The organism is Pyrobaculum organotrophum, from assembly GCF_055384425.1.
Genome location: NZ_AP042430.1, coordinates 367,743 through 390,681, shown reverse-complemented (window position 1 = coordinate 390,681; position 22,939 = coordinate 367,743). Strand labels below are relative to the sequence as shown.

General features: G+C 50.4%; 21 protein-coding genes. 10 read left to right on the top strand and 11 right to left on the bottom strand.

Annotated elements, in window-relative coordinates; genetic code table 11:
* Positions 1 to 186 precede the first annotated feature (186 nt).
* The 8 genes from ACZ49R_RS02380 to ACZ49R_RS02345 all read right to left on the bottom strand — a co-directional run bounded on the left by ACZ49R_RS02380 (position 187) and on the right by ACZ49R_RS02345 (position 6,769).
* Positions 187 to 390, bottom strand: coding sequence for a hypothetical protein (locus tag ACZ49R_RS02380; protein WP_464733579.1), 204 nt, complete (start codon positions 388 to 390; stop codon positions 187 to 189).
* Positions 330 to 884: a PIN domain-containing protein gene (locus tag ACZ49R_RS02375; RefSeq protein WP_464733578.1), complete on the bottom strand. Its 555-nt coding sequence runs from the start codon at positions 882 to 884 to the stop codon at positions 330 to 332. The genes ACZ49R_RS02380 and ACZ49R_RS02375 overlap by 61 nt, the downstream gene beginning before the upstream one ends.
* Positions 884 to 1,099, bottom strand: a complete 216-nt coding sequence (locus tag ACZ49R_RS02370) for a hypothetical protein (RefSeq protein WP_464733577.1) — start codon at positions 1,097 to 1,099, stop codon at positions 884 to 886. Before ACZ49R_RS02370 ends, ACZ49R_RS02375 begins: the two co-directional genes overlap by 1 nt.
* Positions 1,084 to 2,730, bottom strand: coding sequence for a citramalate synthase (cimA, locus tag ACZ49R_RS02365; RefSeq protein WP_464734082.1), 1,647 nt, complete (start codon positions 2,728 to 2,730; stop codon positions 1,084 to 1,086). The genes ACZ49R_RS02370 and cimA overlap by 16 nt, the downstream gene beginning before the upstream one ends.
* Positions 2,727 to 3,167, bottom strand: a complete 441-nt coding sequence (locus ACZ49R_RS02360) for a PaaI family thioesterase (RefSeq protein WP_053240402.1) — start codon at positions 3,165 to 3,167, stop codon at positions 2,727 to 2,729. Before ACZ49R_RS02360 ends, cimA begins: the two co-directional genes overlap by 4 nt.
* Positions 3,168 to 3,189: 22 nt before the next feature.
* Positions 3,190 to 4,293 (bottom strand): cytochrome ubiquinol oxidase subunit I, encoded by a 1,104-nt coding sequence (locus ACZ49R_RS02355; protein WP_464733576.1) that lies wholly within the window; start codon positions 4,291 to 4,293, stop codon positions 3,190 to 3,192.
* Positions 4,290 to 5,882, bottom strand: a complete 1,593-nt coding sequence (locus tag ACZ49R_RS02350; protein WP_464733575.1) for a cytochrome ubiquinol oxidase subunit I — start codon at positions 5,880 to 5,882, stop codon at positions 4,290 to 4,292. The genes ACZ49R_RS02355 and ACZ49R_RS02350 overlap by 4 nt, the downstream gene beginning before the upstream one ends.
* A gap of 101 nt (positions 5,883 to 5,983) precedes the next feature.
* On the bottom strand, positions 5,984 to 6,769 hold the full coding sequence (locus ACZ49R_RS02345) for a hypothetical protein (protein WP_464733574.1): 786 nt from the start codon (positions 6,767 to 6,769) through the stop codon (positions 5,984 to 5,986).
* A 46-nt stretch (positions 6,770 to 6,815) separates the two neighbouring features.
* Between ACZ49R_RS02345 and ACZ49R_RS02340 the strand changes: the two genes are divergently transcribed.
* From ACZ49R_RS02340 to ACZ49R_RS02315, 6 genes are all read left to right on the top strand, one after another.
* On the top strand, positions 6,816 to 7,256 hold the full coding sequence (locus tag ACZ49R_RS02340; protein WP_011763087.1) for an SRPBCC domain-containing protein: 441 nt from the start codon (positions 6,816 to 6,818) through the stop codon (positions 7,254 to 7,256).
* 225 nt (positions 7,257 to 7,481) lie between these two features.
* Positions 7,482 to 9,698 (top strand): ABC transporter substrate-binding protein, encoded by a 2,217-nt coding sequence (locus ACZ49R_RS02335; RefSeq protein WP_464733573.1) that lies wholly within the window; start codon positions 7,482 to 7,484, stop codon positions 9,696 to 9,698.
* A 13-nt stretch (positions 9,699 to 9,711) separates the two neighbouring features.
* Positions 9,712 to 10,710, top strand: a complete 999-nt coding sequence (locus ACZ49R_RS02330; RefSeq protein WP_464733572.1) for an ABC transporter permease — start codon at positions 9,712 to 9,714, stop codon at positions 10,708 to 10,710.
* Positions 10,707 to 11,771 carry an ABC transporter permease gene (locus tag ACZ49R_RS02325; RefSeq protein ID WP_464733571.1) on the top strand — a complete coding sequence of 355 codons (1,065 nt, stop codon included), beginning with the start codon at positions 10,707 to 10,709 and terminating at the stop codon, positions 11,769 to 11,771. Before ACZ49R_RS02330 ends, ACZ49R_RS02325 begins: the two co-directional genes overlap by 4 nt.
* Positions 11,768 to 12,736: an ABC transporter ATP-binding protein gene (locus tag ACZ49R_RS02320; RefSeq protein WP_464733570.1), complete on the top strand. Its 969-nt coding sequence runs from the start codon at positions 11,768 to 11,770 to the stop codon at positions 12,734 to 12,736. Before ACZ49R_RS02325 ends, ACZ49R_RS02320 begins: the two co-directional genes overlap by 4 nt.
* Positions 12,733 to 13,695 (top strand): ABC transporter ATP-binding protein, encoded by a 963-nt coding sequence (locus ACZ49R_RS02315; protein WP_464733569.1) that lies wholly within the window; start codon positions 12,733 to 12,735, stop codon positions 13,693 to 13,695. The genes ACZ49R_RS02320 and ACZ49R_RS02315 overlap by 4 nt, the downstream gene beginning before the upstream one ends.
* Here ACZ49R_RS02315 and ACZ49R_RS02310 read toward each other — a convergent pair.
* Positions 13,683 to 14,843 carry an LUD domain-containing protein gene (locus ACZ49R_RS02310; protein ID WP_464733568.1) on the bottom strand — a complete coding sequence of 387 codons (1,161 nt, stop codon included), beginning with the start codon at positions 14,841 to 14,843 and terminating at the stop codon, positions 13,683 to 13,685. The genes ACZ49R_RS02315 and ACZ49R_RS02310 overlap by 13 nt on opposite strands.
* Before the next feature lie 24 nt (positions 14,844 to 14,867).
* The gene (locus ACZ49R_RS02305; protein WP_464733567.1) at positions 14,868 to 16,454 is read right to left on the bottom strand and encodes an L-lactate permease; all 1,587 of its coding nucleotides are present in this window, start codon (positions 16,452 to 16,454) and stop codon (positions 14,868 to 14,870) included.
* A 269-nt stretch (positions 16,455 to 16,723) separates the two neighbouring features.
* Here ACZ49R_RS02305 and ACZ49R_RS02300 point away from each other — a divergent pair, with 269 nt between their 5' ends.
* The 4 genes from ACZ49R_RS02300 to ACZ49R_RS02285 are packed head-to-tail and all read left to right on the top strand — an operon-like array spanning position 16,724 to position 21,785.
* On the top strand, positions 16,724 to 17,644 hold the full coding sequence (locus ACZ49R_RS02300) for a heterodisulfide reductase-related iron-sulfur binding cluster (protein WP_464733566.1): 921 nt from the start codon (positions 16,724 to 16,726) through the stop codon (positions 17,642 to 17,644).
* The gene (locus ACZ49R_RS02295) at positions 17,641 to 17,931 is read left to right on the top strand and encodes a 4Fe-4S dicluster domain-containing protein (protein ID WP_464733565.1); all 291 of its coding nucleotides are present in this window, start codon (positions 17,641 to 17,643) and stop codon (positions 17,929 to 17,931) included. The genes ACZ49R_RS02300 and ACZ49R_RS02295 overlap by 4 nt, the downstream gene beginning before the upstream one ends.
* Positions 17,928 to 19,310 (top strand): FAD-binding oxidoreductase, encoded by a 1,383-nt coding sequence (locus tag ACZ49R_RS02290; protein WP_464733564.1) that lies wholly within the window; start codon positions 17,928 to 17,930, stop codon positions 19,308 to 19,310. The genes ACZ49R_RS02295 and ACZ49R_RS02290 overlap by 4 nt, the downstream gene beginning before the upstream one ends.
* A gap of 30 nt (positions 19,311 to 19,340) precedes the next feature.
* Complete coding sequence (locus ACZ49R_RS02285; protein WP_464733563.1) at positions 19,341 to 21,785, top strand: aldolase/citrate lyase/malate synthase family protein; 2,445 nt, start codon at positions 19,341 to 19,343, stop codon at positions 21,783 to 21,785.
* Between the two features lie 2 nt (positions 21,786 to 21,787).
* Here ACZ49R_RS02285 and ACZ49R_RS02280 read toward each other — a convergent pair whose 3' ends face one another.
* Entirely contained in the window at positions 21,788 to 22,930 is a 1,143-nt protein-coding gene (locus ACZ49R_RS02280; RefSeq protein ID WP_464733562.1) for an LUD domain-containing protein, read from the bottom strand.
* Between the last annotated feature and the right edge of the window lie 9 nt (positions 22,931 to 22,939).

Here is a 22,939-nt window from a genome sequence, read left to right as displayed (position 1 = left end):
TAGGACAGGCGCTATGGAGTTAATCGGCTCGTTGAAGATTCGCGGGGGTATTTCGCACCACTTGGGGTGGTGAGTTAGCGCGTGATGAAGCCTTGTAGGTTGTTGATATGTGATCCCATGTTGCGTCTCGCCGCGTGTATTGCGTTGTTTAGGCCTACCCAGTGGCCAATTTCTCTCACTACTGATCTACAGGACAAGCGGAACTTTTGCCTTCCTCATGAGCTCTCTAAAGTCGTCGAGGTCAAGCCCGCTTATCTGCTGCGCCCTCCTCAAGTCGCCCGTCTCGATGTAGTATACAAGGGCTGCTCTAAGTCTCGGGGGTAGGCTCTCTATGAACTGCCAGTCTGCATACCTCCTCCTAAGCTCCCTAGCCTCTTCTTCAGACTCCATACATATTCCCAATCTCTCCTCCTAAATAAATGTAGCGTCTCCCGCTCGTATTGCCTGAGCTCCTCCTCTATGTCTCGCACCAATCCCCTTTTCCAGCCCTCAACTAAGACCTCGAAGGCCCGCCATACTGTGACGTTGAGGTTTAATACCTGCGGCGCGAAGTAGGCGCCGCCATTTTCTGTAAGCACCACGTAGCCATACATAAGCCCAGCGGCTAAACACACCGCCTCTGGGTAATCCACCGCCTTAAGCGGTCTCCTTCTGCTGGCGGCCATGACCTCCCTTGCCCTAGTCTCTACTTCCGACGTCTCGGTAAAGAGGGCGAGGGCCCCCTCGGCGAGTTTCTCCGCCACCCAATCCACTGCCGGCGGGTGTTTTATCTCCCTAAGAACCGACTCCGGTATGTGTACAACGTCGAAGATGCGGAACAGCAGATCTCTGCCTCCGTACCTACTCCAGTCTATTAGGAAGGAGGCGTCCGCTATCGCCTCCATTAAGTAACGCTTGGGATCCTCGCTCTGATCCTCAGCTCGTTGAACTCGTCCACCGTCATGCCTGCGATTCGGGAGGCGACGTATATATCGCCGGTTTCCACGTAGTATTTAAGAGCCGCCCTTAGCTTAGGCGGCTGGCTCTCTATGAACTGCCAGTCTGCATACCTCCTCCTAAGCTCCCTAGCCTCCTCGAGGGCCTTTAAGACCTCTTCCACATGTTTTCCACGGCGCGTGTTTTTAATTCTTTTGTCTGGAGGGCGAAGTCGTAGCCGTCTACAAGCGCTTTTATAGACGCCATGACTATGTTGCTGGAGACCCCCACCGTCCGCCATATCCTGTCGCCGTTGCCGAACTCCACGGTGACTCTGACGATGCTCTCTGTGCTTTTCACCGAGCCGGGGAGAACCACCCGGTAGTCTCTTAGGGCCACTGGCCTTAGCTCTGGGAAGGACACGGTGAGGGCCCTCCTCAGGGCTACGTCTATGGCGTGGACGGGCCCCACGCCCTCCCCCGCCTCCAGCCTCTCCTCGCCGTCGACCCACACCTTGACTATGGCGTAGGCCGCCTCGCTGGGCCCAGTCACCACCCTCCACTCCACGACCCTGAACCTCTCCCTGTAGAGGCCGAGGTGCCTCATGAGTATGAGCAGGGCAGAGGCCGGCGCTAGGTCGAAAGAGTAGCCCTCCCTCTCCAGCCTCTTTATCTCGTCTAGCGCCTTCCTCACCGCCTCGTGCCGCTTGTCCAGGGGGATGCCCAGCTCCTCAGCCGCCTTCACCACTACGCTTGCGCCCCCAGCCACCTCAGACACCACGAATACCCTCCTGTTGCCCACCAGCGCCGGGTCTATATGTTCGTAAGCCCTCGGCACCTTCATGACGGCATCTGCGTGGACGCCCCCCTTGTGGGCAAAGGCGAACTCGCCAACGTACGGTTGGTATGGGTTCGGCTGAACGCCCAACGCCTCGTAAACTAGCCTTGACACCTCCCTGAGGCGGCTGTACTTCACGGGGGGCGGCTCGTCCCGTAGAACCCTAAACCCCATCTTGAGCTCCAGGGTGGGGAGGACGGCGGTGAGGTCGGCGTTGCCTGTCCGCTCGCCAATGCCGTTGATAGTCCCCTGGACGTGTCTAGCGCCGGCGGCCACCGCCATGAGTGTGTTGGCCACGGCGCAGCCGATGTCGTTGTGCATGTGGGCCCCCAGCGCCATGGCGGGAAACCTCCTCCTCACCTCGGCCGTAATTCTGTACACCTCATGCGGCGGAGTGCCGCCGTTTGTGTCGGCGAGGACTATCACTCTGGCGCCGGCTCTCCACGCCGCCTCTATGGAAGCAAGGGCGGCCTCGGGGTCCTCCTGGTACCCCTGGTAGAAGTGCTCGGCGTCGTACACTACCTCCATGCCGTGCTCCCTGAGATACTCCACGCTTTCGGCAATCATAGAGAGGTTCTCCTCCCAGGTGGTCTCCAGCACCTTCTCTACGTGGAGGGTCCAACTCTTGCCGAAGATAACAGCCACCGACACGTCAGCTTTTATTATTGAGTTGAGACTCTCGTCGTCTTTCGGCCGCACGTTTTTACGCCTGGTGCTCCCGAAGGCCGCCAGCTTCGCCCGCGTGAGGGAGTACTCCTTCATCGCTCTGAAAAACTCGTAGTCCTTCGGGTTAGAGTAGGGCCAACCGCCCTCAATATAGTCCACCCCCAGCTCGTCCAGCTTAAGGGCAATCCTTATCTTGTCCTGAAGAGTAAAGGAGACGTTTGCCCCTTGCGAACCGTCTCTTAATGTGGTGTCTAAGACTTCTACATAATCCCCGGCATGTCTATTTAGAAAATGTAGTGTATATAAAGTTATCTATCGCCTACTCTCTTCGACATGTAATACCAAGTGCCTAGGGCTTTAGCTATGAGACGCCCCCTGCTGTCTACCACCTCGCCTTCTACAACCACAATCCTACTCCCTCTCCTCACCACAGTGCCACATACTCTAAACGGCCCCTCCACGCCTGGCTCTAGGAAGTTCACCTTAAGCTCTACGGTGACTTGATCAACCCCCTCGTTTAGAGTCAAGGCGGCGAAGCCCATGGTCTCGTCTAACACAGCCATGATAACCCCGCCGTGTAACACCCCGCCTACCCTTTGTACATTTGGCGACATATTAAACTCGGCACAGGCGCGTCCCTCTGAAAGCTCCACAAGTCTATAACCGAGAAACGCCATAATAGGCTCGGCAGAGTATATAAACTTATTAACCTCCTCAACACCCATAGATAGGATCGCGTTGAGACCCATGAAAAAATAGACGAGTTTAAAATTATTCAGTCTCCGGCACCTCAGCGAGGAACTTCCTATATAGGGCGTAGAAGGCGGCGGTGGTGAACACCACTATTGACAGAACTAGAAACGCCAGTATCACGTTGACGGCGAGCATCGGGATGTCTATGTAGAAGTTGGCGAAGAGGTCGGCGGGGAGGCCCTTGTCGCCCACGATCACGAGGTTGGGGTAGCGGGCGCCGTCGTTGAGTATCTCGCCAAGCGCCACCACAAAGAGGGCTAGGGGGCCAAGGAACTTCACATGTGGCGCGATGGAGCCGGCCTTAGCCGCCCTAAGCGCCGTGTATCCCAGCGCCAGTAGGGCGACCACAGCGGCTAGCTTCACGGCGAATATGGGCAGGAAGGTGGAGTTGACCGCTTGGTAGAGGAGTGGCGAGTAGACGCCGAGAGAATGCCAATACAGTGGCCCGAATAGGAGCTGGGCTGTGAGCAGGCCGAAGCCGAATGTGAGGCCGACCTTCACGCCGCGGGGGTCTTTCTCAAGTGCCATGAGGCTGGCCACCACGAAGCCTCCGGTTGATATGACGGCGGCCACCGTATGTAGGTAGAGCGTCCAGAAGAGCGGATTGGCGTAGGCCATCCAGCCGGGGTTTGCCCCAGTCTGGAGGTAGTAGCCGACGGCCTGTGGATGGTTGATCTCGGCGAATATGGCGCGGAAGCCGAAGGGAATGCCGAAGCCGGATAGGGCCATTATCCACATGACGGTGGAGTGGGCCCTGGGGGATATCTTGCCCCATGTGTACCAGCTGATGGCGATGGCGGGTATCCTCACCATTATGAAGGCTATCGCTATGGCGATGGGTATAAACAGCGTGTTTGTGGCCAGAGTGGTGACGGCGGTGAAGAAGCCGGCGAGGAAGACCGTAATTATGGTGCCCCACACGCCGCTGAATAGCTCAGACACTATGAGCACCTTGAAGGCCTTTCTGGCGAACAGCTCGGCCCACGCGTCGTTGTTCTTGTACGCGATCCACCTGTACAGAGCCGCGATTAGGCCAGTGCCGAGCGTCATCGCTGTGAAGATTATATGTAGCGTGACGGACAGCCCAAGCCCTACGAACCCGACAAATACCGCCTCGTTCATGGGCTCTGTCCGACGCCCCTCTTCAGAAGCTCTAGGAACTTGTACTCCCTAGTGGCCACCAGATACATGGCGTACAAGCCGCCAAGGTTCACAGCGAGGATAATTAGATATAGCACGGCCAAGAAGCCGGGGCTTGTGGCGTAGGGCACCGGCGTCACCAGCTCAGAGGGGTAGAGCAGGCCGTATACCGTCCAGGGCTTGCGGCCGATCTCTCTAACCGCCCACCCAGCCACAGCCGGGATGACTGTGCCGAGGACCAGCAGGAGGACCAGTATAAACACCCTCCTCCTCTCGTCTCCAAACAACTTGGCGATGGCTGTGGCTATGGCGGAGAGACCCGGCACTCTGTAGAAGTAGAAGAAGAGGACGGCGGCCGCCAAACCGCCTATAATGGCGAAGGCCACCTTTGTGTAGTACGTGGCGTGGATAAGCGGCATGTAGGCCTCGGCCTTCTGGACGTCGGCGAGACACAGGTCGGTCAGCTTGACGGAGGCGACTCCGGATAAGTCGATGGACTTGCCCGCCAACTGTAGCGTCGAGGGTAGGCCGAGCGCCTTGGCTAGATCGCCCACCGTCTTGTTGCCGTGGCTGAGGCACGCCTGTTTAAACTGGTCGAAGCCCACAATCGGCTTGTTGGGGTCGCCGTAGGCGATCAGGCCGATGATGGGGTTGGTGAAGGTCTTCTCGGCGCCCTCCATAAGCGCGAACTTGGTGGGGTTGTACTCCACCACCATCTCGCCCATGAAGTGGGCCACGATCGGAGCCTGAATCACGAACAACACGGCGAGGGCCCCGGCAAGCGGCTTCACAATCTTCAGGTACTTGGCGTCCCCAGTCTTGAAGTACCTATAGGCCCAGCCGGCCGTCGCCACCGCCATGCCTACCAAAATCCCCGCCAGGATGTTGTGGAAAACTGATGCAAGGGCGTATGGGCTGTACATAGCCACCATCGGGTCCTTAAGCACTATGCCCACCTCCTTAGCCACGCCGGGCTTCTCAACTATAAGCGAGATGGGCTGGCCTGTGGCCACGGCGGCGAGCTTCACAGCCACGAGCTTGGGCACGTCCACGGCGGTGGGGCCGTACTCTGGCATGAAGGGATACAGCGCCTTAGCCACTGGGCCGGTGCCCCAGGGCGCCTGCATCCAGCTGTTCACAGCTGTGATCAAGACGCCGGAGAAGTAGGCAAAGGCCGCATACAGAGCGAGGATGGCCATGCTGACCGGCGGCCTCACCTTGCCCAAGGTGACTATAAACAGGATCAGGAAGGCGATCTCGTTGGCGAAGGCTATCAGCTCAAGAGCTAGGGGGGCGAAGGCGAAGGTAGCTATCGCTAGGTTGACGCCAGGCCAAATCTGGACAAGCCCAAACTCCACAAGGGTGCCCGTGATAGCGCCGAGGGCGAAGTTTACAGCAAGAATCACGGTCATCAAACGGGCTGCCCTGTAGTAGTCTCTGTCGCCGGTCCTCCACCACTTCCAGAGCATTACGCCGATCGCCACCGGCAGGCCAAAAGTCAGCGATATAAACACGCCGTGGAAATACACGCCCAGCGCGCTTACAGGCAGAAGCGGGTTTGGATCCGACATGTATAAAGAATTGTATAGATTTTTAAGTTTTACCAGAAACTATTTCTCGTTCAGCGAACTCGGCACTCTTCACCTCTCTGGATAGAACCGATTCATCACGCCTAGAGTGTACATAAGTCTTTATATGGACATCTATGACATAGGGGGCCTGCCCTTGGCTCGCCTCTCTGGAACGCCTTGTAATGCGGCTCGGGGTCGTGCGGATCGACGTAGGTAATTTTTGGCGTCTTCTCTGGCTTCTGAATGTGGATTTTTACCCTCGGCCTCTGCCAGATTTTTGCCGCCACGTCCCCCTCTGCGGCCGCCATAGATCTAGCAATGCTGTAGTCAAGCCCCCTGACGTATTTAAAAATGTAGACGTAGTCGCTGGCGATACCTGCGACAATGTATACTACGTAGCTCCCCCATATGTCTGAAAATCCGGCGTATGGAAGTGGCTCTGCGTAATTGTAGAAGTAGTAAGTCTCCTCGCCAAATCCCTCCGGCGGGGGCCCCCTGGCGGCTTTTCTATATCTCTCAAACTCCTGTCTTAAAGACGGGAAGATCCTCTCAATATCCTTCGGCGTGAGGCCGCGCCCCACCTCTAGCAGAGATTCGGCAGCCTTTCTGTCTCCCCTTAGAGCTTTACGTATTGTCGATTTTAAAACCGACGGGTCTACTATTTTGAGCTCCTCGGCGTATCTCACCCTATCGATAAGCGCCCTGGCAAAAACCGCCACCTCCCTCTCTGCGGCGTACATCGCCGCGTAGCGCGGACATACAACTGCGTAGCCCACTGCGTCGGCAGGCACATACCGCAGCCCATGTTTCTCCCTCTCAATGCCAAGAAGTTTTTCAAAAATGTTATATGCGCCCCTTCTCAATAGTCTACGTAATATCTCACTCACAGAGAGGCGTGAAATCATCTATATAAACCAAGTGTCTCATGGCAATATGCAAGTGGCCGAATCCGGCGAGTTTATAGTGGATAAACCCCCGGAGGAGGTGGTAAAATTGTTGAAAAATCCGGCGGCTGTGGCCCGTCTCATACCTGGCGTAGGCGGCGTGAGAGAGTCCAGCGATGAATATATCGGCGAGGTCACGGTAAAGTTCGGCCACCTCTCTGGAAGAATGACGGCGAGGTTTAAATACGCCGAGGTGAGGGACGACAGAGTAGTCGTGGTGGGGAGGGCAGAGGGTATGCAGACGGCGGCGGATTTTAAAATAAGCGTAGATGTTGAGCCAAGCGGAGACGGCAAATCTCTAGTTAAATGGCGGTTTGAGGGGGCGGCGAGGGGGCTCGTGGCGTCTCTAGCGCCCACTGTAGTAAAAAACGCGTTGAGAAAAATGGCAGAAGACGCTGCGAAAAATTTCGCTAAGTATTTATCTCAATAGGCCTTTTTACCTGGCATAATACGTGTCAGTCTATGTCTAAACCTCTCTAGGGCTTGTCATTATTTCTCCAGAAGCTGTTTTGTAAAATCTAAGCCATATAATCTGTATATAAGTTATGAATTAGAAGAGGCAAATCAAGATTATACATTTCTAGAGGATAAATTGATAAAACAAAAATCTGTAAAATAGAATAAATACTTAAAAACTAGGAAGAAGAGACACAACATGTTGAAAGTAAGGGGTCTCTCAAGAGTAGCTATAGTTGGGGCCATAATAGCAGTTCTGATAATTGCCGTAGCCGCTATATTTCTAATGCAACAAACTCAGCCAACTCCCACCACAACACCTCCTCAGACCAAGACTACACCAAGCCCTACCACTACGACACCGTCTCCTACGCAAACGACAACAACTACGTCCCCAACGGTTACACAAACAACCCCGGCGGTTCAAAAGGTGTTTCATAAAAATATACTATACATTATCAATAACGACGCGACTGCCCGTATACAGATGTATAAAACAGGAACTGCCGACGAAGCTGCAATACCGCTTGATAGACTAAACGAAGTTATTGGCACGAGGCTTGGAAATTACGTCATAGAACTTAGAGAAGACCCAAATCTGTTGACCTTAACTATTGAATATATCGTCCTTAACACAAATAAAGCGCCATTTAATAACTCCCTCGTTAGACAAGCTTTGGCTTGGGCAGTACCTTACGACACTATTCTCAACAGAGTATACGCAGGCAGATATGTTAGGCTTTACAGCGTCATTCCTAAGGGCCTGCCGGGGTATACAGAGTATGGAATTATAAAATACAGCTATAATATGACGAAGGCACGTGAGCTAATTAGAAAAAGTGGTATTGATCCGTCTAAGTATACTATTGTTATAAACTTCAACCTCGGCAACGACGAACGTGCACAAACCGCTGCCCTTCTCGCTAACACATGGGGACAACTCGGATTTAAAGTCACAACAGAGCCTCTTAATTGGCCGACGTTGTTAAGCAAGACTGAGAAAGGAGATTTCGACGTCTATATCATAGGGTGGCTACCCGATTATATAGATTCTGACGACTACGCAAGTCCGTTGTTCTACGGCGGGACGCGGTTTAAGACTCTCAATGTAGTAGAGGCGGCGGCTGAACAAATCCCAAGTCTCCTCTCTAAAGCTAAAATCTTCGACGTGGGAGATGCCGTAGTTGTGGTAGGCCCCAAGGGCACAGGCGCTAATGCGAATGTGCCCTCTGGAAAGAAGATTTATGTAATTCAATATGAGGTAGATTTTGAAAATACTAAACCTGTAGAAAAAAGCACAGGTTTTGTCGATATTAACCCAGCCTTCTATAGAAACTACGATGTAGATGCCATAATTGTAGCCGCTAGAACGCACACAGACCCAACCCTTAGGGAGGTCTTGTACAAGGCCATATCTATAGCAAGCAACAACGACCCAGCTATCATCTGGCTTGGGCAACAGAAGTTCTTTATGCACAATTGGAATTGGGTAAAAGGAAGGTACTACACCCCGTTACAGCTTGAGAGATACGATCTAGTATGGGAAACTTCTGACGCCCCATCTGTTGACACCGGGATTAAGGGATATAAGAACAGTCCTGACACCTACGTAATTGCCACAATTGGGTGGCCGCAGAGCTTCGACCCCGCAGCTAGCTATGAGTCTTTCGGCTGGGAGATCTTCATGCAGACTGGCACTACTCTTGTAACATTCTGGCGTGAAAACGTCGAGTATGTAGTTCCAGCAGGCGCTGTGGCTTGGGCCCACGACCAAGAGGGCACGACTTGGTACTTCGTCATAAGGGGTGGTATAAAGGCGTATGACCCCTGGAATAACAAGGTGTATGATATCAACGCTGTCGATGTACTGTTTTCGATCTGGAGAATTGCCAGACTGTATCTGGATCCAAGCTGGATGATTTATACATACGTAGATGTCAATGCAAGCTCTGTCTTGACAGAGGATGAGTTTAAGCAGATTCTATCCCAAGGGCTAGTTACTGAATACGCAGGTAAGTCCTATACTGTCAAGAGTTGGGACGAGCTTATGAAAGTGTTTGGATACTCTGGCCCCACGGCTGGGGTGGTCAAGCTAAAGCTCACACAACCGTATCCGGCTATCTTGCCTATACTGGCGGCGCCGTTTACTATGATTATCTCAATGCAATATGCATTGGGCGATAAGTATCAACAGGCTTTAGCAGATTCAAACAATGGCAAGAATCCAGCTGCCTGGGCCAAATACGTAATCTCAGGCGAAGATGATGTTACACACAAGCTTCTACACGAAAAGCCCATATCGACAGGTCCCTACTATGTGGCTGACTATCAGCAAGATTCATATATTGTGCTTAAGTACAACCCGTACTACTGGAACGCAACTCTGTGGCAACAGCTATACGGATTTAAACCCTAGGTTTTTTATTTATATGTCTTCATTTAGGAGGTTTTTATTGAGACGTTTTCTCACCTTCATACCTACTGTGCTTGGGGTGATGTTTTTAACTTATCTAATTGCGTATGCAATACCGGCAGATCCTGTAAGAGCTTGGGCTGGAGGTGAGAAGGCGAAACCCGAAGTTATTGAAAAGGTGAGACAATACTACTATTTTGACCGACCTTGGTATGAGCAATTTTATTACTTCCTTGTACGTCTTTTTGAGGGCAATCTCATTAGTCCTAGGACTGGCAATAATGTCTTTACAGATATCGCCGCTAGATTCTCGGTTACTCTACAGCTAGCGCTTTTTGCGATTTTTTTCGCAGTTGTCATAGGGGTGCCTTTAGGTTTAATCGCAGCGTATAAGAGAGATACCAAGATAGATACTGCTGTGAGAATATTTGCGCTTATTGGTGTCTCTATGCCGGCTTTTCTACTGGCGTACCTTCTCATATTGGTATTTTTTGCACAATTTAGAGCTATCACGCTTGCAGGAGTCCCAACTTCTAAGTTTGTAATCACCGGCGTGCCTCTTATCGACGCCTTAATTACAGGCGATTTCGAATCTCTAGGCCAGATAATTGGTAGATACTGGCTCCCTGGATTTGTCCTAGGGTTTTCCGGCGCCGGCATAATTGCTAGATTTGTGAGAAATTCGACTGTAGAGGTCCTGGGGGCGGATTTCGTAGAATATCTCCACGCGAAGGGTCTGCCCCTCAGCTGGGTTAGAAGTCACGTTTTTAAGAACTCACTTGTGCCAATCGTTACAATTATAGGATTGGAGTTTGGCGCTTCTTTAAGCGGTGCGCCTATTACAGAGACTATCTTCGGCTTGCCTGGTCTCGGCTATTATACAGTTCAGTCTATCTACTATCTCGACTTCCCCGCCATAATAGGCGCCACTTTTGTATTTGCTATTATATACGTCATAACAAACTTTGTAGTAGATGTTTTATATGCTCTTATAGATCCAAGAGTTAGATTATGAAAATACTTGACAAAGCCGCAGATGCTATAATTTGGATTCTTGTAAAATTTATATCATTGATAAAAAGGGACTGGCACATCAGAAATAGGTCACGTGTTGAAGAGTGGCGTCTGACCCTATATGCGCTAAATAGGTCTACCACGGGAATTCTCGGACTCATACTTTCTCTAGGATTTGTCATAATCGGCATCATCGGGCCTTTTGTCGCGCCATATAAATACAACCAGTTTCTCTACCTAGAAAACCCGGACTTGTACCTAGCGCCGCCTGGCACACATGGAATGCTGTTAGGCACCGATATCTATGGTAGAGATGTATTAAGTCTTATGCTATACGGCGCCCGCGTTTCACTAGTAATATCTGTGGTCACAATAGCGCTAGGGGTCCCCCTTGGAATTCTGCTGGGTTTACTAGCGGGATACTACGGTGGAAAAACTGACGAAGCAATTATGAGAATTACAGATATCTTTCTGGCTTTTCCTGCTCTCGTGCTTGCGTTAGCTCTAGCGGCTACTCTACCACAACGTATAAGAGAGCTTCTGCTGGCCGAGCCTCTCTTCGCCTCTACTATGGCGGCTATTTTTGGCGTAAGCCCAGACGATGCCATACATCTAGCTCCGCTTATCTCCATATTCACAGCTCTCATTATAGTGTGGTGGCCGACGTACGCAAGAGTTGTCCGGGGGATGGTATTGGTGGAGAAAGAAAAGACGTATGTAGAGGCGGCAAAGGCACTGGGGTATTCCTCATGGCGTATTATGACGAGACATATATTGCCAAACATTATGTCTCCAGTAATTGTATTAATAACCTTCGATTTCGCCACAGTAAATCTGTTGGCAGCCGGGTTGAGCTTTCTGGGCCTAGGCGCACAACCCCCCATCGTAGACTGGGGCTCTCTGATAAACATGGGCGGTAGCCGCTTCCCAACCGCGTGGTGGCTAGTGTTTTTCCCAGGTATCGCAATTTTTCTAACCGCGCTGGGCTGGAATTTACTTGGAGACGCATTAAGAGACGTATTCGACCCCAAGTTTAGAAGAAGAATAGAGTTTAGGGTATGAAGATCCTAGAAGTTAGAGATTTGACTGTATACTTCTACACTTACGCCGGCGTTGTAAAAGCCGTCGAGAGAGTGTCTTTTGATTTATACAAAGGCGAGGTTTTAGCTATAGTTGGCGAGACCGGCAGCGGCAAGAGCGTAACTGTACGCGCAATAACCAAGCTCATACAGCCACCTGGCAAGATTATATCGGGTTCTGTCATCTATAGGCGAGGTGACAAAGAGGTAGATCTTCTAAAACTGCCCGAGGAAGAGCTACGAAAGATTAGAGGGTCTGAAATAGCTTATGTATTCCAAGACCCATCATCGGCTTTAGACCCACTATACACAATAGCGTATCAAATTGGAGAGACTATAGCTGCACATAGAGGCGGTAAGGTGAAGGGCTACCTAAGCAACGCTGTGGAATTACTCCGCCGTGTGTTGATTCCAGATCCCGAGAGCAGAGCCAGGTCATACCCCCACCAGCTGTCTGGTGGAATGAAGCAGAGGTCTGTCATTGCGATGGCCATTAGCAACATGCCTAAAATACTTATTGCAGACGAGCCAACCACAGCCGTTGATGTAACAGTACAAGCCCAGATCTTGCACCTATTTAAACAGCTTAAGGATGAGTTTGGCATGTCTATAATCTTTATAACCCACAACATGGGACTTGTGGCCGAGTTCGCCGATAGAGTTGTTGTAATGTATGGCGGGAAGATAGTAGAGGAGGCCCCTGTCTATGAGCTTTTTGAAAATCCCCAACATCCCTATACCAAAGGTTTATTAAAAGCGGTGATAAACCCAATAAATCCACAGGAGAGACTTGAGCCAATACCCGGCACGATACCGAACCTCATAAATCCGCCGCCTGGCTGCCGCTTCCACCCACGTTGTCCATACGTAATAAAGGGAAAATGTGAAAAGGAGGAGCCGCCACTTATAGGCAATAGACATAAGGTTGCTTGTTGGCTATTCACATGAGGCCGCTGGTAAAAACCGAGAGGTTAAGCAAGTATTTCCCAGTGGGCGGTCTCCTAAGGCCAAGAGGATATGTCAAAGCTGTAGATGATGTAGACCTAGAAATATACGAGGGAGAGACGCTGGGACTAGTAGGGGAGACTGGTAGCGGTAAGACGACATTGGGGAGGTTAATTCTGCGGCTAATTGAGCCCACCTCTGGGAAAATATACTTCGAGGGGATGGACATAACTAAAATCTCTGGTAGAAAACTTAGAGAGTTTAGAAGGAAGGCGCAGATAATCTTCCAAGATCCCTATATGTCGTTAAACCCGCGTCTAACAGTATATCAAACTCTTCTCGAAGTTATAAAAGTCCACAGACTACCTATTGACGACCCCGAAGATTACATAGGTAAGATGTTAGAGCTTGTAGGCCTTGAAAGAGGGCAACTCCATAGGTATCCACACGAATTCAGCGGAGGACAAAGACAGAGAATAGCTATTCTTAGAGCCTTGATCCTGGAGCCTAAGTTTTTAGTTCTCGACGAACCCACCTCCGCTCTTGACGTCTCTGTACAAGCCCAGATACTTAATATGTTGAAGGATCTCCAACAGCGTCTCAAGCTTACCTATCTCTTTATTAGTCACGACATTGGAGCCGTGAGATATATGAGCAATAGAATTGCGGTGATGTACATGGGCAAGATCGTGGAGCTAGGCCCAGCCGACTCTGTCATAAAGGAGCCGCTCCATCCATATACACAAGCTTTAATCTCCGCCCTGCCGGTGCCCGACCCCAAGATCGCCAAGAGTAGGAAAACTATCTTGTTGCAAGGAGAGCCGCCCAGCCCTATAAATCCGCCGCCTGGCTGCCGCTTCAACCCACGTTGTCCATACGTAATAAAGGGAAAATGCGATAGAGAAGAGCCTAAGTTAAAAGAGGTAAAAAGTGGACATTACGTAGCATGTCACTTGTACTGAGACGAGACCCCTATCTGTTTCATATATCTTATCTTTATTTCTTGTATTATCTTGGGTATGTCTATTTCCATGGGGCATACTTCTTTACAATTTCCCGCGTGGGCGCATTTTAGGGCGTGGGGGCCTGCCTCTTCTATGCCGCGTGTTATGGCAGTCCACATTACGCCCATGGGGCCTGTGTAAGGGGGTACGCCGAATTTCCCATCTAAAACACGATATATTGGACAGTGGAAATGACACCTCCCACATCTAATACAGAGGAGGGCCTCCCAGAGGACAGGGTCGCGGGCAGCCCTCCTACGGCCATTATCCACAAGCACCACGTGAAACTCCCTAGGGCCTTGGGCAGGAGAAACTCTGTAAAACTCTATATCAGCGGTAGAGCTGGGGCCTGCGGTGATATTTACAAAGGTAGGCGGATACAAACCGGCGTATGCCGCCTGTACATTAATTGCCATAAATGCGTGTATCATAGTAGGTAGGATTTTCTCTACGCCGTCGTAGACGATGTAGACAGGCGGAAGAGAAGTAGTAATCCGAATGTTCCCCTCGTTTTCAACTAGAAATACAGCGCCTGTATCAGCAGCAAGAGCGTTAGCACCAGTAATCCCTACATGCGCCTTAGTAAATTTCTCACGAAGAAACTCCCTAACTTTCTGAGCTATAGCAACAGGATCAGGTGGTACATCAACCCCCAATTTCTCTTTTAAAAGTTGGGCAACTTTCTCCCTCGTTAGATGAATAGCGGGTACTATTATGTGGCTTGGCTCGCCGTCGCTGAGTTGGACTAGGAACTCGCCGAGGTCTGTCTCCCAGACTTCGTTGCCCTCTTCCTCAAGCCGTTTTCTAAGCCTAGTCTCTATCGCCACGTTGTTCTTGCCCAACACCACAACCTTCCCCCTCCCCACTATCTTTACCACAGTCTCTCGCGCCTCCTCCGCCGTCTCCGCTAGATAAAACCTACCGCCCACCCTCTCCACAGACTTCCCAAACTCTTCAACATAACGATCTAAATTCCTCACCACCTCCTCCCTAACCCTCCTAACTTCTTTGCGCAATTCATCTAAGTGTCTGTACCTAGACAATACAGCATACACTCTTGGCACCATGTAGTTTACTGCGCGTTCTATAGCTAATTCCCAACTCATAACTAGGCCTTAGAAAATGTCGAATTATTTGCCATGTAGAATAAATGGATAGGGGTAGAGAGTCAGATAGGCTATGCCGATTAATAGCAAGAGAAATACTAGTCCTATAGAGTATTTTAGGTTATTCCTAATCACCTCGCCTTCTCTTCTAACATATTCTGTGGTAGATACGCCAGCTGAGACTGTCTGTGGAGCCACCGGCTTGCCTAATTCACCACCGATAGTCTGTAAGCCTGGGAGAAGACCTTGGGGTAGTCCAAGTAAAGTTCCCATGGCTGCTTGGAACGGCCCAAATAATGCGTTGGACGAAGTGTTACTTCCAGTTAACGCAGCCCCGAGCCATCCTAGAAATGGAGATATAAAGATAAACCAGATACCGAGGCCCGAGGCTAAATAGGCAAGACTGTACGCCATTCCACTGAAGTTGAAAACAAATGCTAGGCTTATTACAAATATGCCTGTCAACACAGCACCCCATGTCTGTGAGAGAGTGGTTCTTAGAGCCTTAGCCACAACCTCCCTATTAGCGCCCATAATTGGAATAGTGATGAGCCACGCTACTAATGCAGAAGTTCCTGTGGCGAGAAGGTTAAATGTATAAGATACAGAGACTTTCTTCTCTAACACTTCTGAATATGCTGATACAGAAAATGTAGCGAGATTAAGCTTCATAGGCGATATGGGAGAGTTCCATAGCCCCATTACAGCTATAAATACTACTAGAGAAATCCAGGCCTTTAAGACTATACCTTTATCTTGAATATTATTTATTTTAATAGTTGTTGGTTTAATAATATTTTTTGGCTTCCATATTTTTGAAAATGCTATTATAAAAATAAAGGAGAGAATGGAGCCGATTACATCTGCAAGATAAGGTCCCATATATACAGCTGTTGTATATTGTCCAATGACATAGCCGAAAGCTCCAACAAGCCCAAATGGCCACACTTCCCTAATACCTCTCCAGCCGTCTACTACGTACAGTAATATAAATGTAATAAAGAAAGAAAGTACGACGACTATATGCGCCGCCACCGAAGACATAAACATCAAGGGAAGCCCGGTAACTCCAGCTATAGTTATTATAGGTAACCCAAATGCGCCATATGAAACAGGCGCGGTATTGGCCACGGCGACTACTGTTATCGCCCTGAGACTTGGCAGCCCTAGCGAGATTAACATAGGGACAATATAAGCCCAAGGAGTGCCAAACCCTATCAAACCTTCTATCAATGCTCCGAGAGCCCATGCAAGAGCGAGAGAAAGTACTCTGATATCATTTACAATATTCCTCAACAGCCAGGAGGTAAATGCGTCAAGATGACCTGTGAGACGCCAGGTGTTAAACCAAGTGATACCCCAAAAGATCAACCACGAAATACTCCATAAACCAAATAAAGCACCTATAAGCCATGCATACATAGTTTGATCCGGAGGCGCACCCACCAAGAAGGCAAGTAGTAATGTGAAGATGGAAGATATCAAAGTCGCTTTCCATGCCGATAACTTTAGGCCAGCCAATAATATGAAGAGAACTACAATTGGCGTTATGTCTATGATAATAGTTAACACTGGGTCACCCCAGAAGAGTTTAGGTTGTGTATATATCATGAAGATACCATACTTACTTATAATTTTTAAATTTTGCATTTAAATATAGGAAATGTTATCATTTAAATGTGTATAAGAGCTATATTTTCTACATCTTTATGAACAAGTTACAAAATATGAATATATTTTTATTTTAACATATGCTATATTATTTATTTTACATCAAAAAATCATTAATAAACTCCTACATTATGCTGGACATAGATATTTATTTACAATATATTTAGTCAAATATAAAAGCTTATAAACATCGAAAAGGATTCAAGATAATGAGTATCGAGTGGATATCTAAGCTCCGCGATATTGTAGTCGATTCTTTAAACAAGTCTTGGCTTCCCTTTCCCATCGACGAAGGACTTTGTGAGAGTTGGAAGAGGGGTCTTGAAAGCGCGCGCACCTCCACCGTGCTCTACACCTCATGTATGTACCACTTGGCTCCTGTAATTGAGAAGGCTGTGGAGAGCCTTGAGAAATACGGCGCGACTAGGGGTGGGCTGAGGAGTTCTCTTGCGGCTATTGCGGCCAAGACCTTTGGCGGGGCTCTGTTGAGGCCGGACAAAGCAGAGTTAGAGAAGGCCGACCAAGTGCTGAAGAAGATCTACGCCTTACTGAAGAAGAGTGGCGTCGAGTTCGGGCTGCTCGACAGAGAGATATACTCGGGGGCCCTCCTATATGAGCTTGGCCTTGTTGACGACTTCGCCGCATACGCTAGGAGGGCGGCCCAGTTCTTCCGGGAACGCGGAGTCAAGAGGATAATCACGGTAGACCCCCACACCCACTATGTCCTCGAGAAGGTCTACCCCAAGTACGTCGAGGGGTTCGATATAGAGGTCGTCAGCTACCTCGACCTCATAAAGCCCGGCGGAGTTGCTCTGAAGGGCTTCACAATCCACGACTCTTGTCTCTACGCCAGATTTCTCGGAAGATACGACACAGTGAGAAGGCTGTTGGCGGCGGGGGAGCCCGTGGAGGATCCCTTTGTGACGGCGAGGGACACATCCCAATGTTGCGGAGGACCTGTGGAGTCCCTCTTCCCGGAGGTCTCTCGCAAGGTTGCGGAGGCGAGGGCGAGGGAGCTGTCCCGCCTATCGAGACGGGTGGTGGTCCAGTGCCCTATATGCTACGTGAATCTGAAGAGGGTCTCGGGCGGCGGCCTGGAGTTGTACTACTTGGCCGAGGTGGTGGTATGAAGGAGCTCTTGGCCGAGGCTTCAAAATGCCAGTTCTGCGGCTTCTGCGAGTTCGCCTGTCCCGTGTATAGGGTGCTCAGAATGAGGCACTTCGGGCCCCGCGGCAGGATAAACATAATAAGGAACTTCGACGGAAAGATCTCAGACGAGGCCTACAGAGGGATCATGACATGTCTCTCATGTGGAGCGTGCGATCCACAGTGTCCCGCCGGCATTAAGATAACGGAGGTCGTCCGCGCGTTCAAGGCGTACATCATCGGACAGAGCCTAGGCAGAGGGAGGGTATGAGCATCGTCAACGACCTGAGGAAGAGCTTGGGCGAGGACAAAGTGGTGGTCGACGCCGACATACTGCGCATATATGCCAGAGATCCCGCCTCCCTGGAGTACGAGCTCCCGCTCGCAGTAGTCTACGCGGAGTCTGTGGAGGATGTCGTCCAAGTCGTTAGATACGCCATAGACCACAAGCTGTACATAACGCCGGTCTTCCACTCCAGCTCCCTCTCGGGCAACGCCGCAACTATTGCGCAGAGGACCATTGTGCTTTCCTCAGAGAAGATGAACAAGATCTTGGAGGTATCTGAGGTCGACTGGCTGGCTACAGTTCAGCCTGGGATCAAAATCGATGAGTTCAACTTGGAGCTAATGCGCTACGGCCTACAGTGGCCGGTGGATCCAGCCTCGTCTAAAACCGCCTCCGTGGGCGGCTCTATAATTAACGGTGGCGGTGGCATGAGGGGGGCCAAATACGGCCCCGCCTCCCACTGGGTACTCGGACTAGAGGCGGTGATAGGCACCGGCGAGGTAATAAGAGTTGGATGCCGCACTCTCAAGTGTAGGGAGGGCTACGACCTTCTGCATCTGTTTGTGGGCAGCGAGGGGACTCTGGGCGTGATAACTGAGGCCACAGTGAGGTTGGCGCCTCTGCCCGAGTCCTTCGCCGGAGTGGTCGCCCAGTTTGAGGACGCCGCATCGCTGGCTAAGGCAGTCATCGAGAGCAGGAGGAGGAGACTGTGGCTTTTAGTGGCAGAGTTTATGGACGACGAGGGCTCCGAGTTCGTTGGCCTTGAGAGGAAGTACACGCTTTGGCTGGGCGTCGACGCCACGGTTGGGTCAGAGGACGCCCTTTTGTCGCGGCTTAAGGACATCGTAGACAAGACGGGCGGGAGGGTGAACGCCGAGGCGAGGGACTGGAACACGTTCTTCAAACTGTTGGGGCCCCGCCGCTTGTTGTACCCAGCGCCTGTGAAGAAGGCCGTTGAGCAGTACGGCGGAAGCGCCATAATACTCATGGGCGACGTGGCTGTGCCGTTCTCCAGACTACCCGAGGCGTTGGAGGAAATGAAGACGGTCGCCAAGAGCTACGGCGTGCCGACAATATTCGGCGGACACGTGGGCGACGGTAACATACACCCAGTGTTGTGGTTCAACAGATCCGACGAGGCCCAGAAGAGGAGGGCCACGGAGCTCTATGAGAGGTTCGGCGAGATCGCGCTGAAGTACGGAGGCACTGTGAGCGCCGAGCACGGCATAGGGCTCCACAAGAAGGAGCTCTTGAAAAAAACGTACGAGATGAGGAACTCGCAGGCCGTGCTCAGACTATTTAAGGAGATAAAGCGTATCTTTGACCCATACGGCATATTCAACCCCGGCAAAATAATAGACTAAAAATTTAAAAATAAACACTATATTTCTATTATGGTAATTGAAATAAATAAGGAAGTATTAAAAAAATTCCCTGAATTATTTGGCGAGAAAATTGTAAATGGCCGGAGAGTTATAGTAGAGGAGTTGATAGAGCGTTTGACGAGGGAGTTCCGCGCCGAGATAGACAAGGCAGTGAGGGCGAGGAGGGAGTGGCTCAACGATAGAAGGCCTGTGCGGGAGAAGGCGGCGTTCCCCCAGTGGGACCAGAGGTTTGTTGACGCCGACGGAAACGTAAGAACATTTAGAGAAATTGTACAAGGCCTTATTGACAATTTCCTAGGTAGAGACACACCACTGAGGTGGGGTCTCAACTGGAACACGCCTGTGCCCGACGATCTACACCCGCTCAAGAATCCGGGGCTCGAGATCACGGGGCCTTGGTACCCCATGAGCAGAGCGATACACCAGATAAACGCCGACGTCGTCTCCATGATGGAGGACGAGGAAGACGCAAGTCCCGCGTGGTTCATTCCCTGGGGCTCTGGCAGATCTGTCGCGGCTGTGTGGGAAGCTAGGAGAATTGTAAAAAGGGTATTAGAGGGAGATATACCGACGCCGTATATAGAGGGGGGCAAGGCGTATTACGTTAAAAAGGAGAGATCTAAGTGGCCTACTCTAATTCACAGAATACCTGGGCTCCATATTTTAGACTTTGACATCAGAGTTGACGGGAGGCCGGTCCCCGCTGTTATTACATCTATTGTGATATACACCGTGAATAACTATGACCAGCTTAAAAAAGTAGGCTCTGGCGTCTATTTCTATGTCCCAAAGGTTCAAACACCAGACGAAGCGTTAGTCATAGAGAAAATTTTGAGACGTGTAGAAGATGAGCTGGGGCTAAAGAGAGGCGAGATAAAAATTGCTATGCTGTATGAAGAGGCCAGAGCTGGGCTATATCTGCCGGTGATCTTCTGGATATGGAGAGAGAGACTTGTTAAAAGCAACAACGGCCGGTGGGACTACTTAGGATCTCTTATTGAAATGTGGAAAGACGAAGCAGTGTACCCAGATCCTCAGAATATAACAATGACCCACCCCATTATGATGGCCTATCAGAAGTACAACGCGCTTCTCTGCCTAATGGCTGGTCTTGACAGAGAGGGAAAGCTCAACGCGGCGCCTGTCGGAGGGATGGCCGCGGTCATGCTATATAGGCCGGATGACCCATACCAGCGAAATAGGTATAACGCAAGGGCGTTAAGGGCCATATGGCTAGATAAGCTAAGGGAGAGACTAATCGGCTTGATTTTTGTTACAGAAGAGGCCGTTAGCAAAGTGACTCTCAAAGACATACTTGAAGGAAGGGTGAAGGGTAGGCTTTATGACTTATTCCGACAGAGCTGGGTGGCGACGCCTGAAGAGTCCTATGTAAAAGCTGGTAATGAGCCGCTTAAGGCAAGCCTGGAGGAGCTACAGGCAATGATAAACAGGCCTGTGAAATATGTAGAAGTCGATGGCGTTAAGATCCCAGCTGTAGACAGCGGATTGACAGAACAGGAGAGACAACTCTTCCAGAGACTTGGGCTTATAGACGAAAATGGTAATATCACTCCATGGGTAATACGGCCTGAGATGTTGGACAGTCCAGAGAAACTATTTAACAACGTGGAACTATGGGGAGGAAAAGACCTTTGGTCAGCTCTCTATGAGCCTCCTAAGGGCGATATTACAATTGAACATATACAGCACGCCTTCTATATGGCAGCTAATTACGGCTTCCAACTTCTAAATGGCAACTTAGCAGCTGCAATAGACGACTACGAACTGGGCCAGAGATTTATGAACGACTTAGCTACATATCGTATATTCTCCACCTGGCTTTGGACGCTCCTTAGACATAAAGCACGTATAACAAAAGATGGCGCATTAAAAGGGCCTGCTAAGACGCGACTCGGCGTTATACCGGCTGATGACAGAATTAAGATAAGTGCTGGAACCCAGTTCGACGAAGAACTCTTTGAAAAGCTCTGGGAGTTACATATGGAATGGACTTACGCCTTTTACGAAGACTTAGATAGAATAGCTGCCGAGAGAATACTACTACGCTTTGTAGAAAACGTAAGGAATATACTTCACAACGCCTATAAGGCAGGGCCATTTAGATTCCAAACACCCATAGACACAGCCAGAAAAATCGCCGAGTTGTTTAAGGTAGAAGAGCTTGAGAAAGCAGTTATAGAAAACCAGCCTAGATTCGACAGATCCTTCGCCTCAGTCATTATGGATATCCTAAAGGTGAAGCTAACATCTCCGATGTATTTACAACACGGCGGCCGTCTTATTATGGTGTTAGCTCCCCTACCTGATGAGGAGAGGAGCACTGTACTACGCGCTCTCTTCACTCCAAGAGAGGAGGTAGAGAAATTAGTTAAAGAGGGCAAACTAAAGTCCTACGTGCTTGAACTATACGATTATATACACGATATTCGATAAATCTAGCGATATTTTTTTAGGTATCTTATCTTTATTTCTTGTATTATCTTGGGTATGTCTATTTCCATGGGGCATACTTCTTTACAATTTCCCGCGTGGGCGCATTTTAGGGCGTGGGGGCCTGCCTCTTCTATGCCGCGTGTTATGGCAGTCCACATTACGCCCATGGGGCCTGTGTAAGGGGGTACGCCGAATTTCCCATCTAAAACACGATATATTGGACAGTGGAAGTGACACCTCCCACATCTAATACAGAGGAGGGCCTCCCAGAGGACAGGGTCGCGGGCAGCCCTCCTACGGCCGTTATCCACAAGCACCACGTGAAACTCCCTAGGGCCTTGGGCAGGGGAGACGCGGTAGTTTTCGACGTCTGCCGTAGAACTTGGGCCGGCTGATACGTTGATATATGTCGGTGGATATATCCCGGCGTATGCCGCTTGTACATTTGCCAGAAGTAGGGCGTGTATCAGCGTTGGGACTATTTTCTCTACGCCGTCGTAGACGATGTGGACAGGCGGGACTGTAGATACTAGTCTGATATTCCCCTCGTTTTCCACAAGTACAACAGCCCCTGTGTCTGCCGCTAGGGCGTTGGCGCCTGTTATACCCACATCCGCCTTCAGTATTTTCTCTCGTAGAAACTCCCTCGCCCTTTGGGCAATCGCAACGGGGTCCGGCGCCACTGCTACGCCTAGTTTCTTCCTCAGAAGCTCGGCCGCAACCTCCCTAGTCATATGGATGGCGGGGGCGATGATGTGGCTTGGCTCGCCGTCGCTGAGTTGGACTAGGAACTCGCCGAGGTCTGTCTCCCAGACTTCGTTGCCCTCTTCCTCAAGCCGTTTTCTAAGCCTAGTCTCTATCGCCACGTTGTTCTTGCCCAACACCACAACCTTCCCCCTCCCCACTATCTTTACCACAGTCTCTCGCGCCTCCTCCGCCGTCTCCGCTAGATAAAACCTACCGCCCACCCTCTCCACAGACTTCCCAAACTCTTCAACATAACGATCTAAATTCCTCACCACCTCCTCCCTAACCCTCCTAATTTCTCTGGCGAGCTCCCTGACATGTCGATATCGTTCTAAAACAGCGTAAGTCTTAGGAACGCTGTGGTTATAGGCTCTGAGAAAGGCCTCGTCCCAACTCATATAGACAAG

Bases quoted from the DNA above. Each gene is read 5' to 3' on its own strand.
- ACZ49R_RS02380 (WP_464733579.1), bottom strand. From the start codon at position 390: ATGGAGTCTGAAGAAGAGGCTAGGGAGCTTAGGAGGAGGTATGCAGAC.
- ACZ49R_RS02375 (WP_464733578.1), bottom strand. From the start codon at position 884: ATGGAGGCGATAGCGGACGCCTCCTTCCTAATAGACTGGAGTAGGTAC.
- ACZ49R_RS02360 (WP_053240402.1), bottom strand. From the start codon at position 3,167: ATGGGTCTCAACGCGATCCTATCTATGGGTGTTGAGGAGGTTAATAAG.
- ACZ49R_RS02355 (WP_464733576.1), bottom strand. From the start codon at position 4,293: ATGAACGAGGCGGTATTTGTCGGGTTCGTAGGGCTTGGGCTGTCCGTC.
- ACZ49R_RS02350 (WP_464733575.1), bottom strand. From the start codon at position 5,882: ATGTCGGATCCAAACCCGCTTCTGCCTGTAAGCGCGCTGGGCGTGTAT.
- ACZ49R_RS02340 (WP_011763087.1), top strand. From the start codon at position 6,816: ATGCAAGTGGCCGAATCCGGCGAGTTTATAGTGGATAAACCCCCGGAG.
- ACZ49R_RS02335 (WP_464733573.1), top strand. From the start codon at position 7,482: ATGTTGAAAGTAAGGGGTCTCTCAAGAGTAGCTATAGTTGGGGCCATA.
- ACZ49R_RS02330 (WP_464733572.1), top strand. From the start codon at position 9,712: ATGTCTTCATTTAGGAGGTTTTTATTGAGACGTTTTCTCACCTTCATA.
- ACZ49R_RS02325 (WP_464733571.1), top strand. From the start codon at position 10,707: ATGAAAATACTTGACAAAGCCGCAGATGCTATAATTTGGATTCTTGTA.
- ACZ49R_RS02320 (WP_464733570.1), top strand. From the start codon at position 11,768: ATGAAGATCCTAGAAGTTAGAGATTTGACTGTATACTTCTACACTTAC.
- ACZ49R_RS02315 (WP_464733569.1), top strand. From the start codon at position 12,733: ATGAGGCCGCTGGTAAAAACCGAGAGGTTAAGCAAGTATTTCCCAGTG.
- ACZ49R_RS02310 (WP_464733568.1), bottom strand. From the start codon at position 14,843: ATGAGTTGGGAATTAGCTATAGAACGCGCAGTAAACTACATGGTGCCA.
- ACZ49R_RS02305 (WP_464733567.1), bottom strand. From the start codon at position 16,454: ATGATATATACACAACCTAAACTCTTCTGGGGTGACCCAGTGTTAACT.
- ACZ49R_RS02300 (WP_464733566.1), top strand. From the start codon at position 16,724: ATGAGTATCGAGTGGATATCTAAGCTCCGCGATATTGTAGTCGATTCT.
- ACZ49R_RS02295 (WP_464733565.1), top strand. From the start codon at position 17,641: ATGAAGGAGCTCTTGGCCGAGGCTTCAAAATGCCAGTTCTGCGGCTTC.
- ACZ49R_RS02290 (WP_464733564.1), top strand. From the start codon at position 17,928: ATGAGCATCGTCAACGACCTGAGGAAGAGCTTGGGCGAGGACAAAGTG.
- ACZ49R_RS02285 (WP_464733563.1), top strand. From the start codon at position 19,341: ATGGTAATTGAAATAAATAAGGAAGTATTAAAAAAATTCCCTGAATTA.
- ACZ49R_RS02280 (WP_464733562.1), bottom strand. From the start codon at position 22,930: ATGAGTTGGGACGAGGCCTTTCTCAGAGCCTATAACCACAGCGTTCCT.